The sequence below is a fragment of the Stutzerimonas kunmingensis genome, from assembly GCF_002929225.1.
GTDB lineage: Bacteria > Pseudomonadota > Gammaproteobacteria > Pseudomonadales > Pseudomonadaceae > Stutzerimonas.
This window is the reverse complement of sequence record NZ_PISM01000001.1, coordinates 89640-108515: the sequence shown is the minus strand read 5'-3', so window position 1 is coordinate 108515 and position 18876 is coordinate 89640. Positions and strand designations below refer to the sequence as shown.

17 protein-coding genes are annotated in these 18876 nt (G+C 62.2%); 12 read left to right on the top strand and 5 right to left on the bottom strand.

Annotated features, from left to right (window positions below):
* Positions 1–61 precede the first annotated feature (61 nt).
* From CW305_RS00500 to CW305_RS00445, 12 genes are all read left to right on the top strand, one after another.
* Positions 62–1474: a sigma-54-dependent transcriptional regulator gene (locus CW305_RS00500; RefSeq protein ID WP_044315871.1), complete on the top strand. Its 1413-nt coding sequence runs from the start codon at positions 62–64 to the stop codon at positions 1472–1474.
* A 736-nt stretch (positions 1475–2210) separates the two neighbouring features.
* Complete coding sequence (locus CW305_RS00495; protein WP_104096831.1) at positions 2211–3605, top strand: polynucleotide adenylyltransferase PcnB; 1395 nt, start codon at positions 2211–2213, stop codon at positions 3603–3605.
* A gap of 1 nt (position 3606) precedes the next feature.
* Positions 3607–4134: a 2-amino-4-hydroxy-6-hydroxymethyldihydropteridine diphosphokinase gene (folK, locus tag CW305_RS00490; RefSeq protein ID WP_045666542.1), complete on the top strand. Its 528-nt coding sequence runs from the start codon at positions 3607–3609 to the stop codon at positions 4132–4134.
* A gap of 127 nt (positions 4135–4261) precedes the next feature.
* Positions 4262–5062 (top strand): 3-methyl-2-oxobutanoate hydroxymethyltransferase, encoded by an 801-nt coding sequence (gene panB, locus CW305_RS00485; RefSeq protein WP_014819250.1) that lies wholly within the window; start codon positions 4262–4264, stop codon positions 5060–5062.
* Positions 5059–5919 carry a pantoate--beta-alanine ligase gene (panC, locus tag CW305_RS00480; RefSeq protein WP_014819249.1) on the top strand — a complete coding sequence of 287 codons (861 nt, stop codon included), beginning with the start codon at positions 5059–5061 and terminating at the stop codon, positions 5917–5919. Before panB ends, panC begins: the two co-directional genes overlap by 4 nt.
* Positions 5920–6002: 83 nt before the next feature.
* Complete coding sequence (panD, locus tag CW305_RS00475; protein WP_014597581.1) at positions 6003–6383, top strand: aspartate 1-decarboxylase; 381 nt, start codon at positions 6003–6005, stop codon at positions 6381–6383.
* Between the two features lie 361 nt (positions 6384–6744).
* The gene (gene pgi / locus CW305_RS00470) at positions 6745–8409 is read left to right on the top strand and encodes a glucose-6-phosphate isomerase (protein ID WP_014819248.1); all 1665 of its coding nucleotides are present in this window, start codon (positions 6745–6747) and stop codon (positions 8407–8409) included.
* A 143-nt stretch (positions 8410–8552) separates the two neighbouring features.
* On the top strand, positions 8553–9428 hold the full coding sequence (locus tag CW305_RS00465; RefSeq protein WP_104096830.1) for an oxygenase MpaB family protein: 876 nt from the start codon (positions 8553–8555) through the stop codon (positions 9426–9428).
* A gap of 64 nt (positions 9429–9492) precedes the next feature.
* Positions 9493–10509, top strand: coding sequence for a class I SAM-dependent rRNA methyltransferase (locus CW305_RS00460; RefSeq protein WP_104096829.1), 1017 nt, complete (start codon positions 9493–9495; stop codon positions 10507–10509).
* Positions 10510–10594: 85 nt separating this feature from the next.
* Positions 10595–13483 carry a DUF748 domain-containing protein gene (locus CW305_RS00455; RefSeq protein WP_104096828.1) on the top strand — a complete coding sequence of 963 codons (2889 nt, stop codon included), beginning with the start codon at positions 10595–10597 and terminating at the stop codon, positions 13481–13483.
* Complete coding sequence (locus tag CW305_RS00450) at positions 13483–13779, top strand: DUF2845 domain-containing protein (protein WP_014819244.1); 297 nt, start codon at positions 13483–13485, stop codon at positions 13777–13779. The genes CW305_RS00455 and CW305_RS00450 overlap by 1 nt, the downstream gene beginning before the upstream one ends.
* A gap of 18 nt (positions 13780–13797) precedes the next feature.
* Positions 13798–14109: a DUF2845 domain-containing protein gene (locus CW305_RS00445; RefSeq protein WP_042924350.1), complete on the top strand. Its 312-nt coding sequence runs from the start codon at positions 13798–13800 to the stop codon at positions 14107–14109.
* Positions 14110–14182: 73 nt separating this feature from the next.
* Here CW305_RS00445 and CW305_RS00440 read toward each other — a convergent pair whose 3' ends face one another.
* From CW305_RS00440 to rbfA, 5 genes are all read right to left on the bottom strand, one after another.
* Complete coding sequence (locus tag CW305_RS00440; protein ID WP_041016127.1) at positions 14183–14551, bottom strand: BON domain-containing protein; 369 nt, start codon at positions 14549–14551, stop codon at positions 14183–14185.
* A gap of 264 nt (positions 14552–14815) precedes the next feature.
* Positions 14816–16921, bottom strand: a complete 2106-nt coding sequence (gene pnp / locus CW305_RS00435; protein WP_014819241.1) for a polyribonucleotide nucleotidyltransferase — start codon at positions 16919–16921, stop codon at positions 14816–14818.
* Positions 16922–17085: 164 nt separating this feature from the next.
* Positions 17086–17355 carry a 30S ribosomal protein S15 gene (gene rpsO / locus CW305_RS00430; RefSeq protein ID WP_003293213.1) on the bottom strand — a complete coding sequence of 90 codons (270 nt, stop codon included), beginning with the start codon at positions 17353–17355 and terminating at the stop codon, positions 17086–17088.
* A 114-nt stretch (positions 17356–17469) separates the two neighbouring features.
* The gene (gene truB / locus CW305_RS00425) at positions 17470–18387 is read right to left on the bottom strand and encodes a tRNA pseudouridine(55) synthase TruB (RefSeq protein WP_104096827.1); all 918 of its coding nucleotides are present in this window, start codon (positions 18385–18387) and stop codon (positions 17470–17472) included.
* A 2-nt stretch (positions 18388–18389) separates the two neighbouring features.
* Positions 18390–18779, bottom strand: coding sequence for a 30S ribosome-binding factor RbfA (rbfA, locus tag CW305_RS00420; protein ID WP_003280893.1), 390 nt, complete (start codon positions 18777–18779; stop codon positions 18390–18392).
* Positions 18780–18876 lie beyond the last annotated feature (97 nt).

Genomic DNA, 18876 nt, shown 5'->3' with positions numbered 1-18876 from the left:
AGAGGCGACTGCCGTGCCGGCCCTTTGCCGGTTATGCCTCCAGACCGTCGAGAGAGTACTGATGTCACACATTCTGATCGTCGAAGACGAAACCATCATCCGCTCCGCCCTGCGACGCCTCCTCGAGCGTAACCAGTACGAGGTCAGCGAAGCCGGCTCGGTGCAGGAAGCACAGGAGCGCTACAGCATCCCGGGTTTCGACCTCATCGTCAGCGACCTGAGACTTCCCGGCGCCCCCGGCACCGAGCTGATCAAGCTCGCCGAAGGTACCCCGGTGCTGATCATGACCAGCTACGCCAGCCTGCGCTCGGCCGTGGACTCGATGAAGATGGGCGCAGTCGACTACATCGCCAAACCGTTCGACCATGACGAGATGCTGCAGACCGTGGCACGCATCCTCACCGACCATCAGCACAACGCAGCGACACAAGCGCAGCCCTCCCGTGGCGTAAGCGCCGCCTCAGCGACAACCGACCGAGAAGACATCGGCATCATCGGCCACTGCGCGCCCATGCAGGACCTGTTCGGCAAGATCCGCAAGGTCGCCCCGACCGACTCCAACGTGCTGATCCAGGGCGAATCGGGCACCGGCAAGGAACTGGTCGCTCGCGCGCTGCATAACCTCTCGCGCCGCGCCAAGGCCCCGATGATTTCCGTCAACTGCGCGGCCATCCCGGAAACGCTGATCGAATCCGAACTGTTCGGACACGAGAAAGGCGCCTTCACCGGCGCCAGCGCTGGCCGCGCTGGGCTGGTCGAAGCCGCTGACGGTGGCACTCTGTTTCTCGACGAGATCGGCGAACTGCCGCTCGAGGCACAGGCACGTCTGCTCCGGGTCCTGCAGGAAGGCGAGATCCGCCGGGTTGGTTCGGTGCAGTCACAGAAGGTCGACGTACGCCTGATCGCCGCCACGCACCGCGACCTGAAAACCCTGGCCAAGACCGGCCAGTTCCGTGAAGACCTCTATTACCGCCTGCACGTCATCGCGCTCAAGCTGCCGCCGCTGCGTGAGCGGGGTGGTGACGTGCTGGAGATCGCCAAAGCCTTCCTGGCACGCCAGGGTGAGCGCATGAGCAGCGACGACCTGCATTTTTCCCGCGATGCCGAGCAGGCGATCCGTCACTACTCGTGGCCGGGCAACGTTCGCGAGCTGGAAAACGCGATCGAGCGCGCAGCCATTCTCAGCGAAAGCCCGGAGATCGATGCCGAGCTGCTGGGCATCGATATCGAGCTGGACGAACTGGACGACGATTTCGACGAGCCCCTTGGCACCATTCGCGGCATTGCCACGGGCAACGAGCCGACCGAGGATCTGTCGCTGGAGGACTACTTCCAGCACTTCGTGCTCGAGCATCAGGATCACATGACCGAGACCGAGCTGGCTCGCAAGCTGGGCATCAGCCGCAAATGTCTGTGGGAACGCCGCCAGCGCCTGGGCATTCCGCGGCGCAAGTCGAGTAGCGCGGCCGGGTAATCTGTTACCGCCCGCCATGACTCGTAACAAAAACCGGGAGCAACGGTAACGCTGCCCCGGTTTTTTATTGCCCGCCTCAGTCTAGATAATCACCAAGTCGTTGATAAATAAGGATTTTCGAAAGCTGGCACGGCAACTGCTTACGTACAGGCACAACAACAATAACAAGCAGATCCCACAATAAGAACAAGACGTAACGGCTCCAGCAAAATAACGACAAGAAGGCGGAGGCGCAGCTAACTGATTCTTTTGGAGAGGACTTGCCACGGGGTTCGCCCCACGACCAGGCCGAGAACAACAAAAAACTGCATCAGCAGGGCCCGCATTGGTTGGATCGAAGATCAAGGCAAAGTCAGCGACCAAAGAAATCCGTTTGCTATTAGCTCCCAGTGTGGAGTGCTCCTGACGGCCACGGCCAGATGGAACAGGCGAACAACAAAAACAGCAACGCCTGAGCGACTAATAACAATAAAGCACGCAACAGTATTCAAAGGGGAGCTTCGGCTCCCCTTTGTGCTATCCGGGGCTTACCCATTTTCCTTCACAGCAGTCTTACTGCTCGACAATCGCGTGGCCTCCGCCCTGCGCCAAGCACTGCCTGCGTGACGCGGCGCACGATGCTTTTTGACACCTCCCTGCGCATCGTTCAACATCCAGCACTCTCGGTGCTAGAATCCGCGCAGGTTTCGCGGCCATTCGCGACACCGGCCCGTCTTCCGCCACACAGTTGCCCCCCATGCTGAAAAAGCTGTTCCAGTCTTTTCGTCTTCCTCTGCGCCGCATCCCGCATCCCCGCCGCACACCTGAAATTCTGTCCAGCCGGCAGCATTCCCTGCATCGCAACGAGATCAGTCGTTACGCGGTGAGCGTGGTCGAACGACTGCAGCAGGCGGGTTACGAGGCATATGTGGTCGGCGGCTGCGTGCGCGACCTGCTGCTGCAGCTGAACCCCAAGGATTACGACGTCGCGACCAGCGCGACCCCCGAACAGGTCCGCGCCGAATTCCGCAACGCCCGCGTGATCGGACGCCGTTTCAAGCTGGTGCATGTTCATTTCGGTCGCGAGATCATCGAGGTCGCCACCTTCCGCGCCAACCATCCGGAAGAGGATGACGACGATGCCAGCCATCTCGCTTCGCGCAACGAGAGCGGCCGCATCCTGCGTGACAACATCTATGGCACCCTCGAAGACGACGCCCAGCGCCGCGACTTCACCATCAATGCGCTGTATTACGATCCGACTTCCGAGCGCATCCTCGACCACACCCGTGGCGTACACGACATCCGCAATCGCCTGATCCGTCTGATCGGCGACCCCGAGCAGCGCTACCAGGAAGACCCGGTGCGCATGCTGCGTGCCGTGCGTTTCGCCGCCAAGCTCGACTTCGAGATCGAACGGCACAGCGCCGAACCCATCGTCGACCTCGCCGACCTGCTCGACGGCATTCCCTCGGCACGCCTGTTCGACGAAGTGCTCAAGCTATTCCTCGGCGGCAAGGCCGAGCGCACCTTCGAGCTGCTGCTCGAATACGATCTCTTCGCCCCGCTGTTCCCGGCGAGCGCCGCAGCACTCGAGCGCAACCCGGAATACGCCGGCACGCTGATCCGCAACGCCCTGGCCAACACCGACCTGCGCATTCAGCAGGGAAAACCGGTGACGCCGGCATTCCTCTTTGCCGCACTGCTCTGGCCCGCCCTGCCCGCCCGCGTACTGGAACTGCAGGACCGTGGCATGCCGCCGATCCCGGCGATGCAGGAAGCGGCGCACGACATCATCTGGGAGCAGTGCCAGCGCACCGCGATTCCGAAACGCTTCACCATCCCCATGCGCGAGATCTGGGACATGCAGGAGCGCCTGCCGCGCCGCCAGGGGCGCCGCGCCGATCAGTTGCTGGAAAATCCGCGCTTCCGCGCCGGCTACGATTTCCTTCTGCTACGCGAAAGCGCCGGAGAGAAAACCAACGGCCTCGGCGACTGGTGGACCGAATATCAGGAAGCCAGCGACAGCGAACGTCGCAACATGATTCGCGGCCTCAGCAACAAGGAAGAAGCCGGCGGAGCGAAGAAGCGTCGTCGTGGGGGGCGCCGCCGCCGTGGTCCGGGCGACAACGCCGCCAACCCGGCCGAGTAAAATGGAACGCGTCTACATCGGCCTGGGCAGCAACCTGGCCGATCCGCAACAGCAACTGCGCGGCGCCCTGCAAGCGCTGGCTGACTTGCCACAGAGCAGTCTCGCAGCAGTATCGTCACTCTATGCCAGCGACCCACTCGGACCAGCCGACCAACCACGTTACGTCAACGCCGTGGCCGCACTGGACACCAGTCTCGCGCCGCTCGATCTGCTCGACGCCCTGCAACGCATCGAGCAGGCCCAGGGCCGTGAGCGCAAGGCGGAGCGCTGGGGGCCGCGTACGCTGGATCTGGACATCCTGCTGTTCGGCGATCGCCTGATCGCCGAACCCCGCCTGCAGGTTCCGCATTATCACCTGCAAGCCCGCGCGTTCGTGCTCTACCCGCTCGCTGAAGTCGCTCCGGCGGAGTTGCTGCTGGCCGATGGTCGCCGACTCGTCGACCTGCTCGCCGCCTGCCCATTCAGCGGTCTCGAGAGGCTTGGCGATGACGGTGTCACCGCCGCGGTAACGAACGTAACGCGCGGGTAACACTCGCGATTGACTTACTCTGTCGCCGCCGGGACTATAAGCGCCCTCTGCCATCCGCGGCCCCATGCACCCAACCGGTGCGCCGCGCGGCAACCCTGACCTCCGAGGCTCGAAGAGGACGGCATTCATGCCAGACGTAACCCTGACCACGCTGCAAGGGCTCAAGCAGAAGGGCGAAAAGATCGTCATGCTCACCTGCTATGACGCCACCTTCGCCAAGACCGCCTGCGATGCGGGCGTCGAGATGCTTCTGATCGGCGATTCACTCGGCATGGTCCTGCAAGGTCACGACAGCACCCTGCCGGTCACCGTTGCCGACATGGCCTATCACACCGCCAGCGTCAAACGCGGTAATCGTGGCGCGATGATCGTCGCCGACCTGCCGTTCATGGCCAACGCCACCACCGAGCAGACCCTGAACAATTCGGCCGTGCTGATGCAGGCTGGCGCACACATGATCAAGCTGGAGGGCACCGCCTGGCTGGCCGAGTCGATCCGCCTGCTGGCCGAGCGTGGCATTCCAGTCTGCGCACACATGGGCCTGACGCCACAGGCGGTCAACATCTTCGGCGGTTACAAGGTACAAGGCCGCGAGGAAGCCCAGGCACTTCAGATGCTGGAGGACGCCAAGGCGCTGGAAGCCGCCGGTGCAGCCATGCTGCTGCTCGAGTGCGTACCCAGCGAACTGGCTGCGCGCATCACCCGGGCGGTGCAGATTCCGGTGATCGGCATCGGCGCCGGCAGCGACACCGACGGCCAGGTGCTGGTGTTGCACGATATGCTCGGGCTCTCGCTCGGTGGCCGCGTACCGAAGTTCGTCAAGAACTTCATGCGCGAGCACGGTGACATCCCATCCGCCATCGCCGGCTACGTGAAAGCCGTCAAGGCCACCGAATTCCCCGCAGTCGAACACGGTTTCTCCGCATGAACATCGTCAAGACCATCGCCGACCTGCGTGCCGCAGTGTCCCGCGCCCGTGGGGAAGGCAAGCGCATCGGCTTCGTGCCGACCATGGGCAACCTGCACGCCGGCCACATCGCGCTGGTGAAGAAGGCCGGGCAGCGCGCCGACTTCGTGGTCGCCAGCATCTTCGTCAATCCACTGCAGTTCGGCCCCAACGAAGACCTGGACAACTACCCGCGCACCCTCGCTGCGGATCAGGACAAGCTGTTCGAAGCCGGCTGCCACCTGCTCTTTGCGCCGAGCGTCGAAGAGATTTATCCGCACGGCCAGGCCCAGCAGACCATCGTTCGCGTGCCCGGCGTTTCCGAAGGTCTCTGCGGTGGCAGCCGCCCCGGGCATTTCGACGGTGTATCCACCGTGGTCAGCAAGCTGTTCAACATGGTGCTGCCGGACCTCGCCGTATTCGGTCAGAAAGACTTCCAGCAGCTGGCGGTGATCCGCACCATGGTCCGCGATCTGAACATGCCAGTGCAGATCCTCTCGGAGCCGATCGTTCGCGCCGCCGACGGCCTGGCGCTGTCTTCACGCAACGGCTATCTGAGTGCAGACGAGCGCGCCACGGCTCCATCGCTGTACCGCACCCTGAGCCAGCTGGACGTAGCGATCCGGGGCGGTCGCCGCGACTACCCGGCGCTGATCGCCGAAGGCCTGAGCGCTTTGCAGGCTGCCGGCCTGCGTCCGGACTATCTGGAGATTCGCAACGCAATCGACCTGCAACCGGTCAGCGAGCGCTCCACCGAGCTGGTCATCCTCGCCGCCGCCTACCTGGGCAAGACGCGGCTGATCGACAACCTGCTGGTGGACATCCACACATCGGCCTGATCCCAGCCATTTGCCCGCAGCCTTGATCACGTTCGAGGCTTAAGGCACACTCTGCGCCGCTTGCGCACCCGGAGGACCCCGCCATGCACGCCATCATGCTCAAGGCCAAACTGCACCGCGCCCAGGTAACTCACTCGGTGCTCGATTATGAAGGTTCCTGCGCCATCGACGGCGAATGGCTGGACCTGGCCGGCATCCGTGAATACGAACAGATCCAGATCTACAACGTCGACAATGGCGAGCGCTTCACCACGTACGCCATCCGCGGCGAGGAAGGTTCGAAGATCATCTCGGTCAACGGTGCCGCTGCTCACAAGGCCGGTGTCGGTCACCGCCTGATCATCTGCGCCTACGCCCACTACAGCGAGGCCGAGCTGGCCAATTTCAAACCGCATGTGCTTTACATGGGTGCCGACGGCGAGCTGAGCCATACCAGCAACGCAATCCCGGTACAGGTCGCCTGAGCCACCGTTCAGGTGTCGTCGAATAGAAGCCCGAAGTGTTCTGCACTTCGGGCTTCTTCGTTTGAACATGGCTGAATGGTCGATAGGTGCGAGAGTGAAAGCACGGGCTCGAGCAGAATAGAAGGCAATGGCCCGGAACGGAGTGGGGGTTTCCCCTGTCTGAGCTGACTCTGATGGCATAGGATGTGCCTTCACCGGCTCGGTGAAAGCCGGGTTCGGCCAGCATCCGCAGCATTCAGGAGGAGTGCCGGCGCGCCCGCACGGTCATACACATTACTGAATCCCGTCGCGACCAACGCGCGCCTGCGCGTGCAACTGCAGGGGTTCAGCGGCCTGTCAAAGCAAAGGAAGCCGCATCACCATGAGCTACTACCAGCATCCGCTCGATGTCACCGGCCTGCCGTCCTGGAAGGCCCTGGAAGAACACCGCCTGGCCATGCAGAACTTCAGCATGCGCGAAGCATTCAAGGCCGACCCGACGCGCTTCGATGATCTGTCGGTTTCCTGCAGCGGCCTGTTTCTCGACTACTCGAAGAACCTCATCACGCCCGAGACTCGCACCCTGCTGGTGAACCTGGCCCGCGAGGCCGGCGTCGAGCAGGCAGCCCATGCGATGTTCGAAGGCGAGCGCATCAACGCCTCGGAAAACCGTCCAGTGCTGCACACCGCCCTGCGCCGCCCGATGGGCGAATCGGTGATGGTCGACGGCAAGAACATCATGCGTGACGTGCACACCGCGCTGGCGCAGATGACCGACATCGTCACCCGCATCCACAACAACCTGTGGCGCGGCTTCAGCGACAAGACCATCACCGACGTGGTGAACATCGGCATCGGCGGCTCGTTCCTCGGCCCGCAGCTGGTATCCGAGGCGCTGTTGCCGTTCACCCAGCACGGCGTACGCACGCACTACCTGGCGAACATCGACGGCAGCGAATTCCGCGAAGTGACCGCCAAGCTGAATGTCGAAACCACGCTGTTCATCATCTCCAGCAAGACGTTCGGCACCCTCGAGACGCTGAAAAACGCCCAGGCCGCACGCACCTGGTATCTGGGCAAGGGCGGCACCGAAGAGAAGCTCTACCGCCACTTCATCGCCGTCACCAGCAACAAGCAGGCGGCGGTCGAATTCGGTATCCGCGAAAAGAACATCTTTCCGATGTGGGACTGGGTCGGTGGTCGCTATTCACTGTGGTCGGCGATCGGCTTGCCCATCGCCCTGGCGATCGGCATGTCCAACTTCAAGGATCTGCTGTCCGGCGCCTACAGCATGGACCAGCATTTCCTCAGCGAGCCGTTCGAAAGCAACATGCCGGTGCTGCTGGCGATGCTAGGCGTCTGGTACCACAACTTCTGGGGTGCACAGAGCTACGCGTTCCTGCCTTACGACCACTACCTGCGCAACTTCGTCAAACACCTGCAGCAGATGGACATGGAGTCCAACGGCAAGAGCGTGCGCCAGGACGGCACACCGGTGTCCTGCACCACCGGCCCGGTGATCTGGGGCGGTGTCGGCTGTAACGGCCAACACGCCTACCACCAGCTGCTGCACCAGGGCACACCGCTGATCCCGGCCGACTTCATCGTGCCCGTGGTCAGCCACAACCCTGTCGCCGATCACCACGAGTGGCTCTACGCCAACTGCCTGTCGCAGAGCCAGGCCTTGATGCGCGGCAAGACGCGCGAAGAAGCCGAGGCTGAACTGCGCGCCAAGGGCCTCAGCGAAGCCGAGGTGCAGCGTCTCGCCCCGCACAAAGTGATCCCCGGCAACCGCCCGAGCAACACCGTGGTGATGGAAACCATCAGCCCCGGCCGCCTCGGCGCACTGATCGCGCTGTACGAGCACAAGGTCTTCGTCCAGGGCGTGATCTGGGGGATCAACTCCTTCGACCAGTGGGGCGTGGAGCTCGGCAAGGATCTGGGCAAGGCCGTCTACAACCAGATGACCCGCTTCGATGCTGCGCCCGCAGAGGATGCCTCCACCCAGGGCCTGATCGACTTCTTCCGCGGTCGCCACCGCGGCTGATTGCGCCACCTGACCGGACAGTGCAACGCTGTCCGGTCACTCCGCCTTGCCATGCCCCCTCGTCCGAACCTGCCTGCAACCGAAAGCAATGATCGTCTCCTCAGGTACTATCGGTCGCTTCGCAAGCCAGCAGCGCCATTGCCATGGAATTCATCCGCCGCCAGATCGAAACCCGCGTGCTGAGCCTCACCGGCCTGGCAATCGGCGGTGTCGACTACGAAAACCCTCCGGGCGACCCCGGCCTGTTCGGGCCTGAGTCAGTGTGCTGGCGGGTGCATGGCGACTTCACCTCGATGATGGTCGGCGGAATCTCCGCACTCCTATTGCAGGCGCTGCACCCGCTGGCGCTGTCCGGTGTGTGGGATCACTCTAATTTTCGCGAGGACCTGCTCGGCCGCCTGCGGCGCACCGGGCAGTTCATCTCCGCCACTACGTTCGGTAGCCACGCCGATGCCGACCGACTGATCGAGCGGGTCAAGCGGATTCATGCAGGCGTATCCGGTACGGCGCCGGATGGTCGTCCCTACGCCGCGTCGGATCCCGACCTGCTGACCTGGGTGCACGTCGCCGAGGTCAGCAGCTTTCTCAAATCACACTTGCGCTACCTCAATCCGGATCTACCCGCTGCCGAGCAGGATCGCTATTACGCCGAAGTGGCGCTGATCGCCGAGCGCCTCGGCGCCGGTGACGTGCCGCGTTCGCGCGCGCAGATCGAGGCTTATCTCGAGCGCACCAGCCCCCAGCTCCGGAGCGACGAGCGTGCGCTAGAAATCCTGCAGATACTGCGTACCGCGCCGGCGCCCAGCCCCCTGCTCAGGCCCTTCGGAACGCTGATGCTGCACGCTGGTGTCGAGCTCTTGCCCGAATGGGCTCAGGAAATGCTTGGACTGACACTGAGCGAAAGCCGACGCCAGCTGATCCGCGCCGGGGTTCGCAGCACCGCGCCGGTAGTGCGCTGGGCCGTACGCAGCGGCTCGGTACACCGCGCGCGTCGACGCATGGGCCTGCCGCCACGCTAGCGTCAGGCAACCAGCGCAGCGATTCTTGATAGACTGCGCGCCCTTCTATTTCGAGTCGCCGCGCATGTCATCCCTCGTCCAGGCGCTGCGCGCCGCCTTCGATAGCCGCCGCCCACTGCTCGACGAATTGCAGCAGCAAGGCACCGATTGCTACCGGCTGTTCCATGGCAGCCAGGAAGGCGCGGCCGGCTTGACGGTCGATCGCTACGGCCCGCAGCTGATGGTGCAAAGCTTCCATCAAGCGCTCGACGCGCAAGCGCTGCAGAGCATCCATGACGAAGCCACCGACTTTCTCGGGCAACCGCTCCAGCTCATCTACAACGATCGCTCGCAGAGCAATTCACGGATCGACCGCAGCAACCAGGCGCATCAACCTGAGGACGTGGCGCTGGAAGATCAGGTCGCCCATGAGTGGGGCCTGCGCTATCGCGTGCGAGGTCGCCACAGCGGGCAGGACCCTCTGCTGTTCCTCGACCTGCGCAACGCCCGCGGCTGGGTCAAGCAACACAGCGCCGGCAAGTCAGTGCTCAATCTGTTTTCCTACACCTGCGGCGTCGGCCTGTGCGCCGCCGCAGGGGGAGCGGCGGAAGTCTGGAATGTCGATTTCGCCGAGCGCAACCTGGCAGTGGGCCGGGAAAACGGCGAGCTGAACCCTTCCCTGCCGCCAATGCAGTTCGTACATTCCGACTACTTCCCGGCGATCCGCCAACTGGCCGGTCTGCCGGTCAGCGCCCGTCGCGGACGAGCCTTGCCGGACTACCCGCGCCTGGTACAACGTCAGTTCGATCTGGTACTGCTCGATCCGCCCGCCTGGGCACGCAGCGCCTTCGGCACGGTGGACCTGCTGCGCGACTATCAGAGCCTGCTCAAGCCGGCGTTGCTGGCAACCGCTGAAGATGGGGTGCTGATCTGCTGCAACAACCTGGCGAAGGTATCGATGGATGAGTGGCGGCCCCTAGTGCTGCGCTGCGCCGAGAAGGCCGGCAGGCCGGTACGCGAATGGCAGGCGCTGGCACCGGCTGCCGACTTCCCCTCGCGCGATGGGCTGCCCCCACTGAAGACCCTGATTCTGCGGCTTTGAGCGCATTGCCCGTATCGCTCGATTCGGGGAACCGCGTACGCGTGCCATACTCCAAGGCAACCATCCGCCAGGAATACTTCCGGTCATGCCCAATGGAATGAAGCGTGCGTTCACCGGGGTGGCGCTCGTGCTGATCTGCTACAGCCTGCTTGGCTTTCTGATCCTGCCGGGTATCGCCCAGCGCATCGCCAATCAGCAGCTTGCGGCCTACGCAACCGTGCCCGCCAGCCTGCAACGTATCGAATTCAACCCCTTCAGCCTCGAGCTCTCGCTGTTCGGCCTGCGCATCGGCGAGCAGGACGATCGTCAGCTGGCCTTCGAGCGGCTCTTTCACGACCTGCAGTGGGACAGCCTCTGGCAACGCACGCTGCACCTGGCCAATGTCGAGCTGATCGAGCCGAACGTCGAGGTGCGCTTCGCCGAAGATGGCACGCTCAATCTCAGCCAGCTGTTCGAGGTGCCTGAATCAGAGCCGACGGCCAGCGAGGACGCTGACACCTTCCCGCTGCGCATGGATCGTCTGCAACTGGCAGGCGGCCGCCTAACCTTCATGGACCAGCGTCCGAGCGAACCCATTGCCCTGGTCTACGATTCACTGGATTTCGAACTGCACAATCTCGCCACCCGCAGCGACGGCAGCGCCGATGCCCGTCTAACCGCCAGCGGGCCGAGCGGTGGGCGCATCGACTGGCAGGGCGATATCAGCCTGCAACCACTGACATCCAGCGGTCAGTTGCAGATCAGCGATCTCCAGCTCAAGGACCTGTGGCCCTATGTGCGCGATGCCGTGCCGCTGACACTCAAGGATGGCAGTCTCGAGTTCAGCACGAACTATCGCCTGGACCTCAGCGATGACCTCGCGCTACGACTGAAGAATGCCAAGGCCGCACTCGGCCCACTGGCCCTCGACAGCCCCGATGGGCACAAGCTGATCCGCATGGAGCGACTCGAGCTGAGCGAAACGTCGCTGGACCTGGCCAGGCAGCAGATCAGCATTGGCAAACTGCGCAGCCGCAATCTGGAAACCTGGGCGGCCCGGGAAGCGGACGGAGAACTCGACTGGCAGAAACTGTTCGCCTCGACCAGCGACAAGACAGATGCCGACGCGCCGACCACGGACGACACAGCAAAGGGAGCCAACGCACCCTGGCAGGTGTTGTTACGCGACGCTCAGTTGCGCGACTACCGGGTCCATCTCGTCGATCGCGTCCCGGACGATGAAGTCGCGCTGGAGCTGGGCCCGCTAGATCTGAACATCCGCGAGTTCGACAGCCTCGGCACCAGCCCCTTCTCCCTCGAACTGGAAACCGGAGTCGGTAAGCAAGGCGCCATCCAGGCCAACGGGCAACTTCAGATGAGCCCAGTGAGCGGCAAGCTGGCGGTGACCACGCGAGATATCGACCTGCGCATCGCCCAGGCCTATCTCAGCCCACTGGTCCATCTGGAAGTGCGCAGCGGCCTGCTGGCCAGCGAACTCGAGGTCGAGCTGAAGTCCACCGAACCGCTGGCCTTCAGCGTTCGGGGCAGCGTAGACGCCACTCAGCTGCATACGCTGGACACGATCAACAATCGCGATTTCGTCAAATGGCAGCGCCTGCAACTCAGCGGCCTCGACTACCAGCACCCGAGCAGCCTGGCAATCGAGCGCGTCGACCTCAGCCAGCCTTATGCGCGCTTCATCATCAACCCGAACCTGAGCACCAACATCAACGACCTGCTGGTCGAGCGCAGTGAGGCTGGGGATGACAACGCACAGGCACAAGACTCCTCCGAGCCGCTGGCTATCCGTATCGGCGGCATTGCCATTGCCGACGGCTCGGCGAACTTTGCCGACTTCAGCCTGCGACCGCCCTTCGTCACCGCCATCCAGTCGCTCAACGGAGATATCGGCACCCTGGACAATCGCGAGCAGAAAGCCGCCTCGGTAAATGTCGCCGGCAAGGTGGATCAGTATGCGCCGGTCAGCATCAAGGGCAGCCTGACGCCTTTCGATCCACTGCAGAGCCTCGACATCGCCACGAGCTTCCGCCAGGTCGAGTTGACCACGCTGACGCCCTACTCCGGCAAATTCGCCGGCTACCGGATTCGCAAGGGCCGCCTCAATCTGGATCTGCATTACCGGATTGAGCAGGGTCGTCTTAACGCAGAAAACAAGGTCGTTCTGGAGCAGCTGCAGCTTGGCGAGAAGGTCGACAGTCCTGATGCCGTGGATCTGCCTGTTCGGCTGGCGGTCGCCCTGCTCAAGGACAGCAAGGGCACCATCTCCATCGAATTGCCGGTGCAGGGCAACCTGAACGACCCGCAGTTCAGCGTCATGCCGATAGTCTGGCAGACGCTGCGCAATCTGGTGGTTCGCGCAGCCCAGGCGCCATTCAAGTTCATAGCCGGACTGGCCGGCGGAAGCGACGCCGATCTCAGCCATGTCGGCTTCGAACCGGCCAGCAGCGAGCTGGATAGCGAAGCGCGCAAACGTCTGGACACGCTGGCCTCGGCCCTGAAGCAACGTCCGGCTCTACGCCTGGAGGTGGAAGGCATGAGCGCCGCTGCCGTCGATGGCGCGCTGCTGGCCGAGCAACGCCTACAGCAGGAGTTCCGCGAAACCCAGTATCGAATCCTGCAGCGTCGTGGCGACAAGGTGCCCGCGGACGCCAGTCAGATCCAGGTCGAAGCGGAAGACGAGGCCGCGTTGCTGGAAGGCATCTACCGCAGTCGCCTCAAGCAGCAGCCGCCAGCCGAGTGGCGCGAACTGGACGACGAAGAGCGCGCCGCACAGATGCGCAAGGCCGTGCTCGATTCCTGGAGGGACAGTGCAGCGTTGCTGCGCCGCCTCAGCCGCGAACGTGCGGCCGCGATAAAGGGCTATCTGGTAGACGTGGGCCTGGACTCGGAGCGGGTGTACCTGCTGGACACCGGCACAACCGAACAGGGAAGCGACGGTAAGGTCGCGACGGCGATGCACCTGGGGAGTGAATGATGATCTCGCGTAAATACGTTGTTGCTTGTGTACTGCTGGCCGCGTTTTCCGGGGCTCACGCCGATACCCTTCGTTGCGGGAGCCAGCTCGTCACCACCGGTGACCGCGCCTTCGAAGTGGAAAGCAAGTGCGGCGTGCCGCAGCACCGCGATCTTGTCGGCTACACGCTCAGCCGTAACGACCGCCAGGAGTTCGCGCTGGAGGAATGGGTTTACGGTCCGCGTAATGGCATGCTCAGCATCCTGACCTTCGAAGGCAACCGCCTGGTTCGCATTGAAACCCGCAGAGCCAACTGATCCCCTGGAGCCATACCGATGGACCGTCGCGTTCCCGCCACACTTCTGCTTTGCCTGTTGCTGGTCACCCTGCAAGCGCAGGCCTCTTCTACCTATCGCTGCAACAGCCGCCTGGTGAGCCTGGAAGCCACCACGGCCGAGGTTCGCAGCAAATGCGGCGAGCCATCCAGCGCCGCCTTGGTCGGTTACAAGGAGATCGTTGATGATCATGGCTACCAACAGGAGGTGCCTGTCGAGGAATGGGTCTACGGGCCGAACAACGGCATGCTCCATTTCCTGCGATTCGAAGGCAATCGTCTCCGGCAGATCACCAGTGAGCGAGGAAACTAGGACACAAAAAACCCCACTATAGAGTGGGGTTTTCTGATTTGCGCCCCGCCAGCGACTGGCGAGGAGAACTCTGTTACTCGGCGGCTTTCAGGCCGTCGGCAGAGACTTCACGAACGCCTTTGATGCCCTTGGCCTTGGCCACGGCAGCTTCTTTCTCGGCTTCGGTAGCTACGGTCCCGGACAGCGAGACGACGCCATCCTTGGTTTCCACTTCGATGTCCATGCCGGGAGTCGCGTCTTCGGCCAGCAGGGTGGATTTCACCTTGGTGGTGATCCAGGTATCGGAAGCAGCATCACCGGCATCGTCCATAGTGTTGGCGGCCAGCATGACGGTATCGGTCTTGTCGATGGCAGGCGTGGTATCGGCCAGAGCGGCGCCGGCGAACGGCAGGCTAAGAGCAGCGGCGATGGCAGCGGCAGTAAGTGTCTGAGTAGTCTTCATAGATGTCACTCCTGTTCTCGTGGTTTCTGGGGCATGACTCCGGCCTCAGATGCACAAATAACAGCGCAAACGTTGTGCCAACTTTCTGTTATTTTTTTATCCTTAATAATCAATAAGTTATGCATGGCAGCAATTCACGAGTTACTTGCACATTGCAAGTTTCCCCCGGCCGCTGCGTGCATCTTGCAATCTCGCACAGGCATTGAATAAATATCACGACCAAACAAAAAGGGCCCGAAGGCCCTTCTGTTCAACTGCCAGCTGTCAGACGCCAGAGGCTTCAGCGGCGGCAACGTCCTTGATGGAAAGCTTGATACGGCCGCGGTTGTCCACGTCCAGCACCAGCACCTTCACTTCCTGACCTTCTTTCAGCACATCGGTGACTTTTTCGATACGCTGATCGCTGATCTGCGAGATGTGCACCAGGCCATCCTTGCCCGGGAGGATGTTGACGAACGCTCCGAAGTCGACGATGCGCTCGATCTTGCCGACGTAGATCTTGCCGATTTCGGCTTCAGCAGTGATACCCAGTACGCGCTGCTTGGCCGCCTCTGCCGCTTCCTTGGTTTCGCCGAAGATCTTGATCGAGCCATCGTCTTCGATGTCGATCGAGGCCTTGGTCTCTTCGCAGATAGCGCGAATGGTGGCGCCACCCTTGCCGATAACGTCACGGATCTTGTCCTGGTCGATCTTCATCGCCAGCATGGTCGGGGCATTCGCCGACAGCTCGCTGCGTGACTGGGCGATGACCTGGTTCATCTGGCCGAGGATGTTCAGGCGAGCTTCCAGAGCCTGCTCCAGCGCCTGCTCCATGATCTCTTCGGTGATGCCCTGGATTTTGATGTCCATCTGCAGCGCGGTCACGCCCTTGGCGGTACCGGCTACCTTGAAGTCCATGTCGCCGAGGTGATCTTCGTCACCGAGGATGTCGGTCAGAACGGCAAACTTCTCGCCTTCCTTGACCAGACCCATGGCGATACCGGCCACCGGAGCCTTCATTGGCACACCAGCGTCCATCAGGGCAAGGGAAGCACCGCAGACGGAAGCCATGGAGGACGAACCATTGGATTCGGTGATTTCCGACACTACACGGATGGTGTAGGGGAATTCGTCGGCGCTCGGCAGCATGGCGGCGACGCCACGACGGGCCAGGCGACCATGACCGATTTCACGGCGACCGGTAGCGCCCATGCGACCACACTCGCCCACCGAGTACGGCGGGAAGTTGTAGTGAAGCATGAAGGGGTCTTTCTTCTCGCCTTCCAGGGTGTCGAGCAGCTGTGCGTCACGGGCGGTGCCGAGAGTGGCAACTACCAGAGCCTGGGTCTCACCACGGGTGAACAGCGCCGAACCGTGGGTCTTGTCGAGCACGCCGACTTCGATGTTCAGCCCGCGAACGGTACGGGTGTCGCGACCGTCGATGCGCGGCTTGCCATTGACGATGTTCTCGCGAACGGTGCGGTATTCGATCTCACCGAACGCATCCTTCACTTCGCCAGCAGACGGCTGGCCTTCTTCACCGGAGAACTTGGCAACGACCTGGTCCTTCAGCTCGCCCAGGCGCGCATAGCGGTCCTGCTTGATGGTGATGGTGTAGGCCTGGGAGATGGCTTCGCCGAACTCGGCACGGATGGCGTCCAGCAGTGCGGTATTGGCCTGCGGAGCGGTCCAGTCCCAGCGCGGCTTGCCGGCTTCAGCGGCGAGCTCTTCGACCGCCTTGATCACAGCCTGGAACTCGTCGTGGGCGAACAGGACGGCGCCCAGCATCTGATCTTCGGTCAGCTCTTTGGCTTCCGATTCGACCATCAGTACAGCGTCTTTGGTGCCGGCTACGACCATGTCCAGGCTGGAGGCCTTGAGCTGCTCGTAGTTCGGGTTCAGCAGGTAGCCGGTTTCCGGATGGAAAGCCACGCGTGCGGCACCGATCGGGCCGTCGAACGGAATGCCGGAAACAGCCAGAGCAGCCGAAGTACCGATCATCGCGGCGATGTCCGGGTCAGTCTTCTTGCTGGTGGAAACGACGGTACAGATGACCTGCACTTCGTTCTGGAAACCTTCCGGGAACAGCGGACGGATCGGACGATCGATTAGACGCGAGGTCAGGGTTTCCTTTTCGGAAGGACGCGCTTCACGCTTGAAGAAGCCGCCGGGGATCTTACCGGCTGCGTAGGTCTTTTCCTGGTAGTGGACCGAGAGCGGGAAAAAGCCTTTGCTCGGGTCGGCGTTCTTGGCGCCAGTGACAGCGACCAGTACGGTCACGTCGTCATCGACAGTGACCAGCACTGCGCCGGAGGCCTGGCGGGCGATACGACCCGTTTCCAGGGTTACGGTCGACTGACCGAATTGAAACTTCTTGATTACCGGATTCACGGTTTTTCCTTCTCTTTGTTGCCTTGGGGAAATTGGCAGAACGTTCGGGAGTCGGCCCGAAACGACCTGCAAGAAAGCCAAAAGCTGGAAGACCGAAGCTGATCGAGGGATATCCCACTTTCAACTTCAGGCTTCCAGCTTCCGGCTTCCAGCGCGGGCGCGTCTTAGCGACGCAGACCCAGACGACCGATCAGGGTGCTGTAACGAGTGGTGTCCTTACCCTTCAGGTAATCCAGCAGCTTGCGGCGCTGGTTAACCATACGGATCAGACCACGACGCGAGTGGTGGTCTTTGCCGTTGGCCTTGAAGTGGTCCTGCAGCTTGTTGATGTTGGCGGTCAGCAGGGCTACCTGCACTTCCGGAGAACCGGTATCGCCTTCAGCTTGCTTGTACTCGTTAACGATCTGGGCTTTTTCTTCAACGCTCAGTGCCATGATAGGGCTCCTTGAGTGAACAGGCCGGGAATCATCCCGTGTTTAATAAAGAGAAATGACCGTGCCTGCTGACAGCCACCCTCTGACGCAACGCGCGAACGCGCCGCGTAACGGTCATTCCGACCGAATCAACCGACGTGGCGCGATGCGCCCGTCTTCGCTCACTTCACCGATACCGATGAAGCGACCATTGTTATCCTGTACGCGAACCATGCCGTACTTGGGAGCTTCTGGCGCCCGCACCGGTTGTCCATGCAGCCAGTAGTAGGCACTGTGCTCGGACAGCTGCAACAACGGCCAATGCTCAAGCCCGCTGTCCACCGGCTGCAAGAGACTATCCAGCGCCTCGGCACCACCCTCACCATGCAACTGCTCAAGCGTTTCGAGCGTTACCGTCTGCGACAGGTCGAACGGCCCGGCCTGGGTTCGCCGCAGCTCGGCAACGTGCGCACCACAGCCGAGCAACTGGCCGACGTCTTCGACCAAGGTGCGGATATAGGTGCCTTTGCTGCATGCAACGGCCAGTCGCGCCTTGTCGCCGTCAAGCGAGAGCAACTCCAAGCGCGCAATATTAACAGAACGCGGCTCGCGCTCCACCACCTCTCCGGCACGCGCCAGTTTGTACAGCGGCTGGCCATCGCGCTTGAGTGCCGAATACATCGGCGGCACCTGCAGGATGTCACCGCGAAACTGCGGCAACAGTGCCTCCAACTGCTCGACGGTAACCGCTACCGGCTTGCGCTCCAGAACCTCACCTTCGGCATCAGCAGTGGTCGTGGTGACCCCCAGCTGCATGACCGTCTCGTAGGCCTTGTCCGCGTCCAGAAGGTACTGCGAGAACTTGGTGGCCTCGCCAAAACACAGCGGCAACACACCAGTGGCAAGAGGGTCGAGACTTCCGGTATGCCCAGCTTTTTCCGCGTTGAGCAACCAGCGGACCTTCTGCAAGGCCGCATTGGAGGTGAACCCGCGCGGCTTGTCGAGCAGGATGATGCCATTCACGTTACGGCGTACACGCTTGACCTGTGCCACACCTATTCTCCGCGCTCATCGCTGTGCTTGCGATCTTCCGCCACTGCGCGCTCGATCAGCGAGCTCAACTCGACACCACGACGAATGCTGGCGTCGTAGTTGAAATGCAGTTGCGGAACAGTGCGCAGCTTCATGCTCTTGCCCAGCTGCATGCGCAGGAATCCGGCAGCGTCGTTAAGGATGCGCAAGTTGCCCTTGACCGCCTCCTGGTCGTCGTCCTGCCCCATGATGGTGATGAAGATCTTCGCGTGGGAAAGATCACGACTGACGTCGACCGCAGTGATGGTGACCAGACCCAAACGCGGATCCTTGATCTCACGCTGAATGAGCAGCGCCAGTTCGCGCTGCATCTGATCGCCGATACGCTGGGTACGACTGAATTCTTTGGCCATAAATTTCCACCCGTTTAAAAGCCGAAAGCTGGAAGCTCGAAGCGGTAACCGTCCCAAGCGGCCACCGACTCCTTGCTCCCAGCTTTCAGACTGACGC

Coding starts and splice junctions, on each gene's coding strand:
- CW305_RS00500 (WP_044315871.1), top strand. CDS start 62: ATGTCACACATTCTGATCGTCGAAGACGAAACCATCATCCGCTCCGCC.
- CW305_RS00495 (WP_104096831.1), top strand. CDS start 2,211: ATGCTGAAAAAGCTGTTCCAGTCTTTTCGTCTTCCTCTGCGCCGCATC.
- folK (WP_045666542.1), top strand. CDS start 3,607: ATGGAACGCGTCTACATCGGCCTGGGCAGCAACCTGGCCGATCCGCAA.
- panB (WP_014819250.1), top strand. CDS start 4,262: ATGCCAGACGTAACCCTGACCACGCTGCAAGGGCTCAAGCAGAAGGGC.
- panC (WP_014819249.1), top strand. CDS start 5,059: ATGAACATCGTCAAGACCATCGCCGACCTGCGTGCCGCAGTGTCCCGC.
- panD (WP_014597581.1), top strand. CDS start 6,003: ATGCACGCCATCATGCTCAAGGCCAAACTGCACCGCGCCCAGGTAACT.
- pgi (WP_014819248.1), top strand. CDS start 6,745: ATGAGCTACTACCAGCATCCGCTCGATGTCACCGGCCTGCCGTCCTGG.
- CW305_RS00465 (WP_104096830.1), top strand. CDS start 8,553: ATGGAATTCATCCGCCGCCAGATCGAAACCCGCGTGCTGAGCCTCACC.
- CW305_RS00460 (WP_104096829.1), top strand. CDS start 9,493: ATGTCATCCCTCGTCCAGGCGCTGCGCGCCGCCTTCGATAGCCGCCGC.
- CW305_RS00455 (WP_104096828.1), top strand. CDS start 10,595: ATGCCCAATGGAATGAAGCGTGCGTTCACCGGGGTGGCGCTCGTGCTG.
- CW305_RS00450 (WP_014819244.1), top strand. CDS start 13,483: ATGATCTCGCGTAAATACGTTGTTGCTTGTGTACTGCTGGCCGCGTTT.
- CW305_RS00445 (WP_042924350.1), top strand. CDS start 13,798: ATGGACCGTCGCGTTCCCGCCACACTTCTGCTTTGCCTGTTGCTGGTC.
- CW305_RS00440 (WP_041016127.1), bottom strand. CDS start 14,551: ATGAAGACTACTCAGACACTTACTGCCGCTGCCATCGCCGCTGCTCTT.
- rpsO (WP_003293213.1), bottom strand. CDS start 17,355: ATGGCACTGAGCGTTGAAGAAAAAGCCCAGATCGTTAACGAGTACAAG.
- rbfA (WP_003280893.1), bottom strand. CDS start 18,779: ATGGCCAAAGAATTCAGTCGTACCCAGCGTATCGGCGATCAGATGCAG.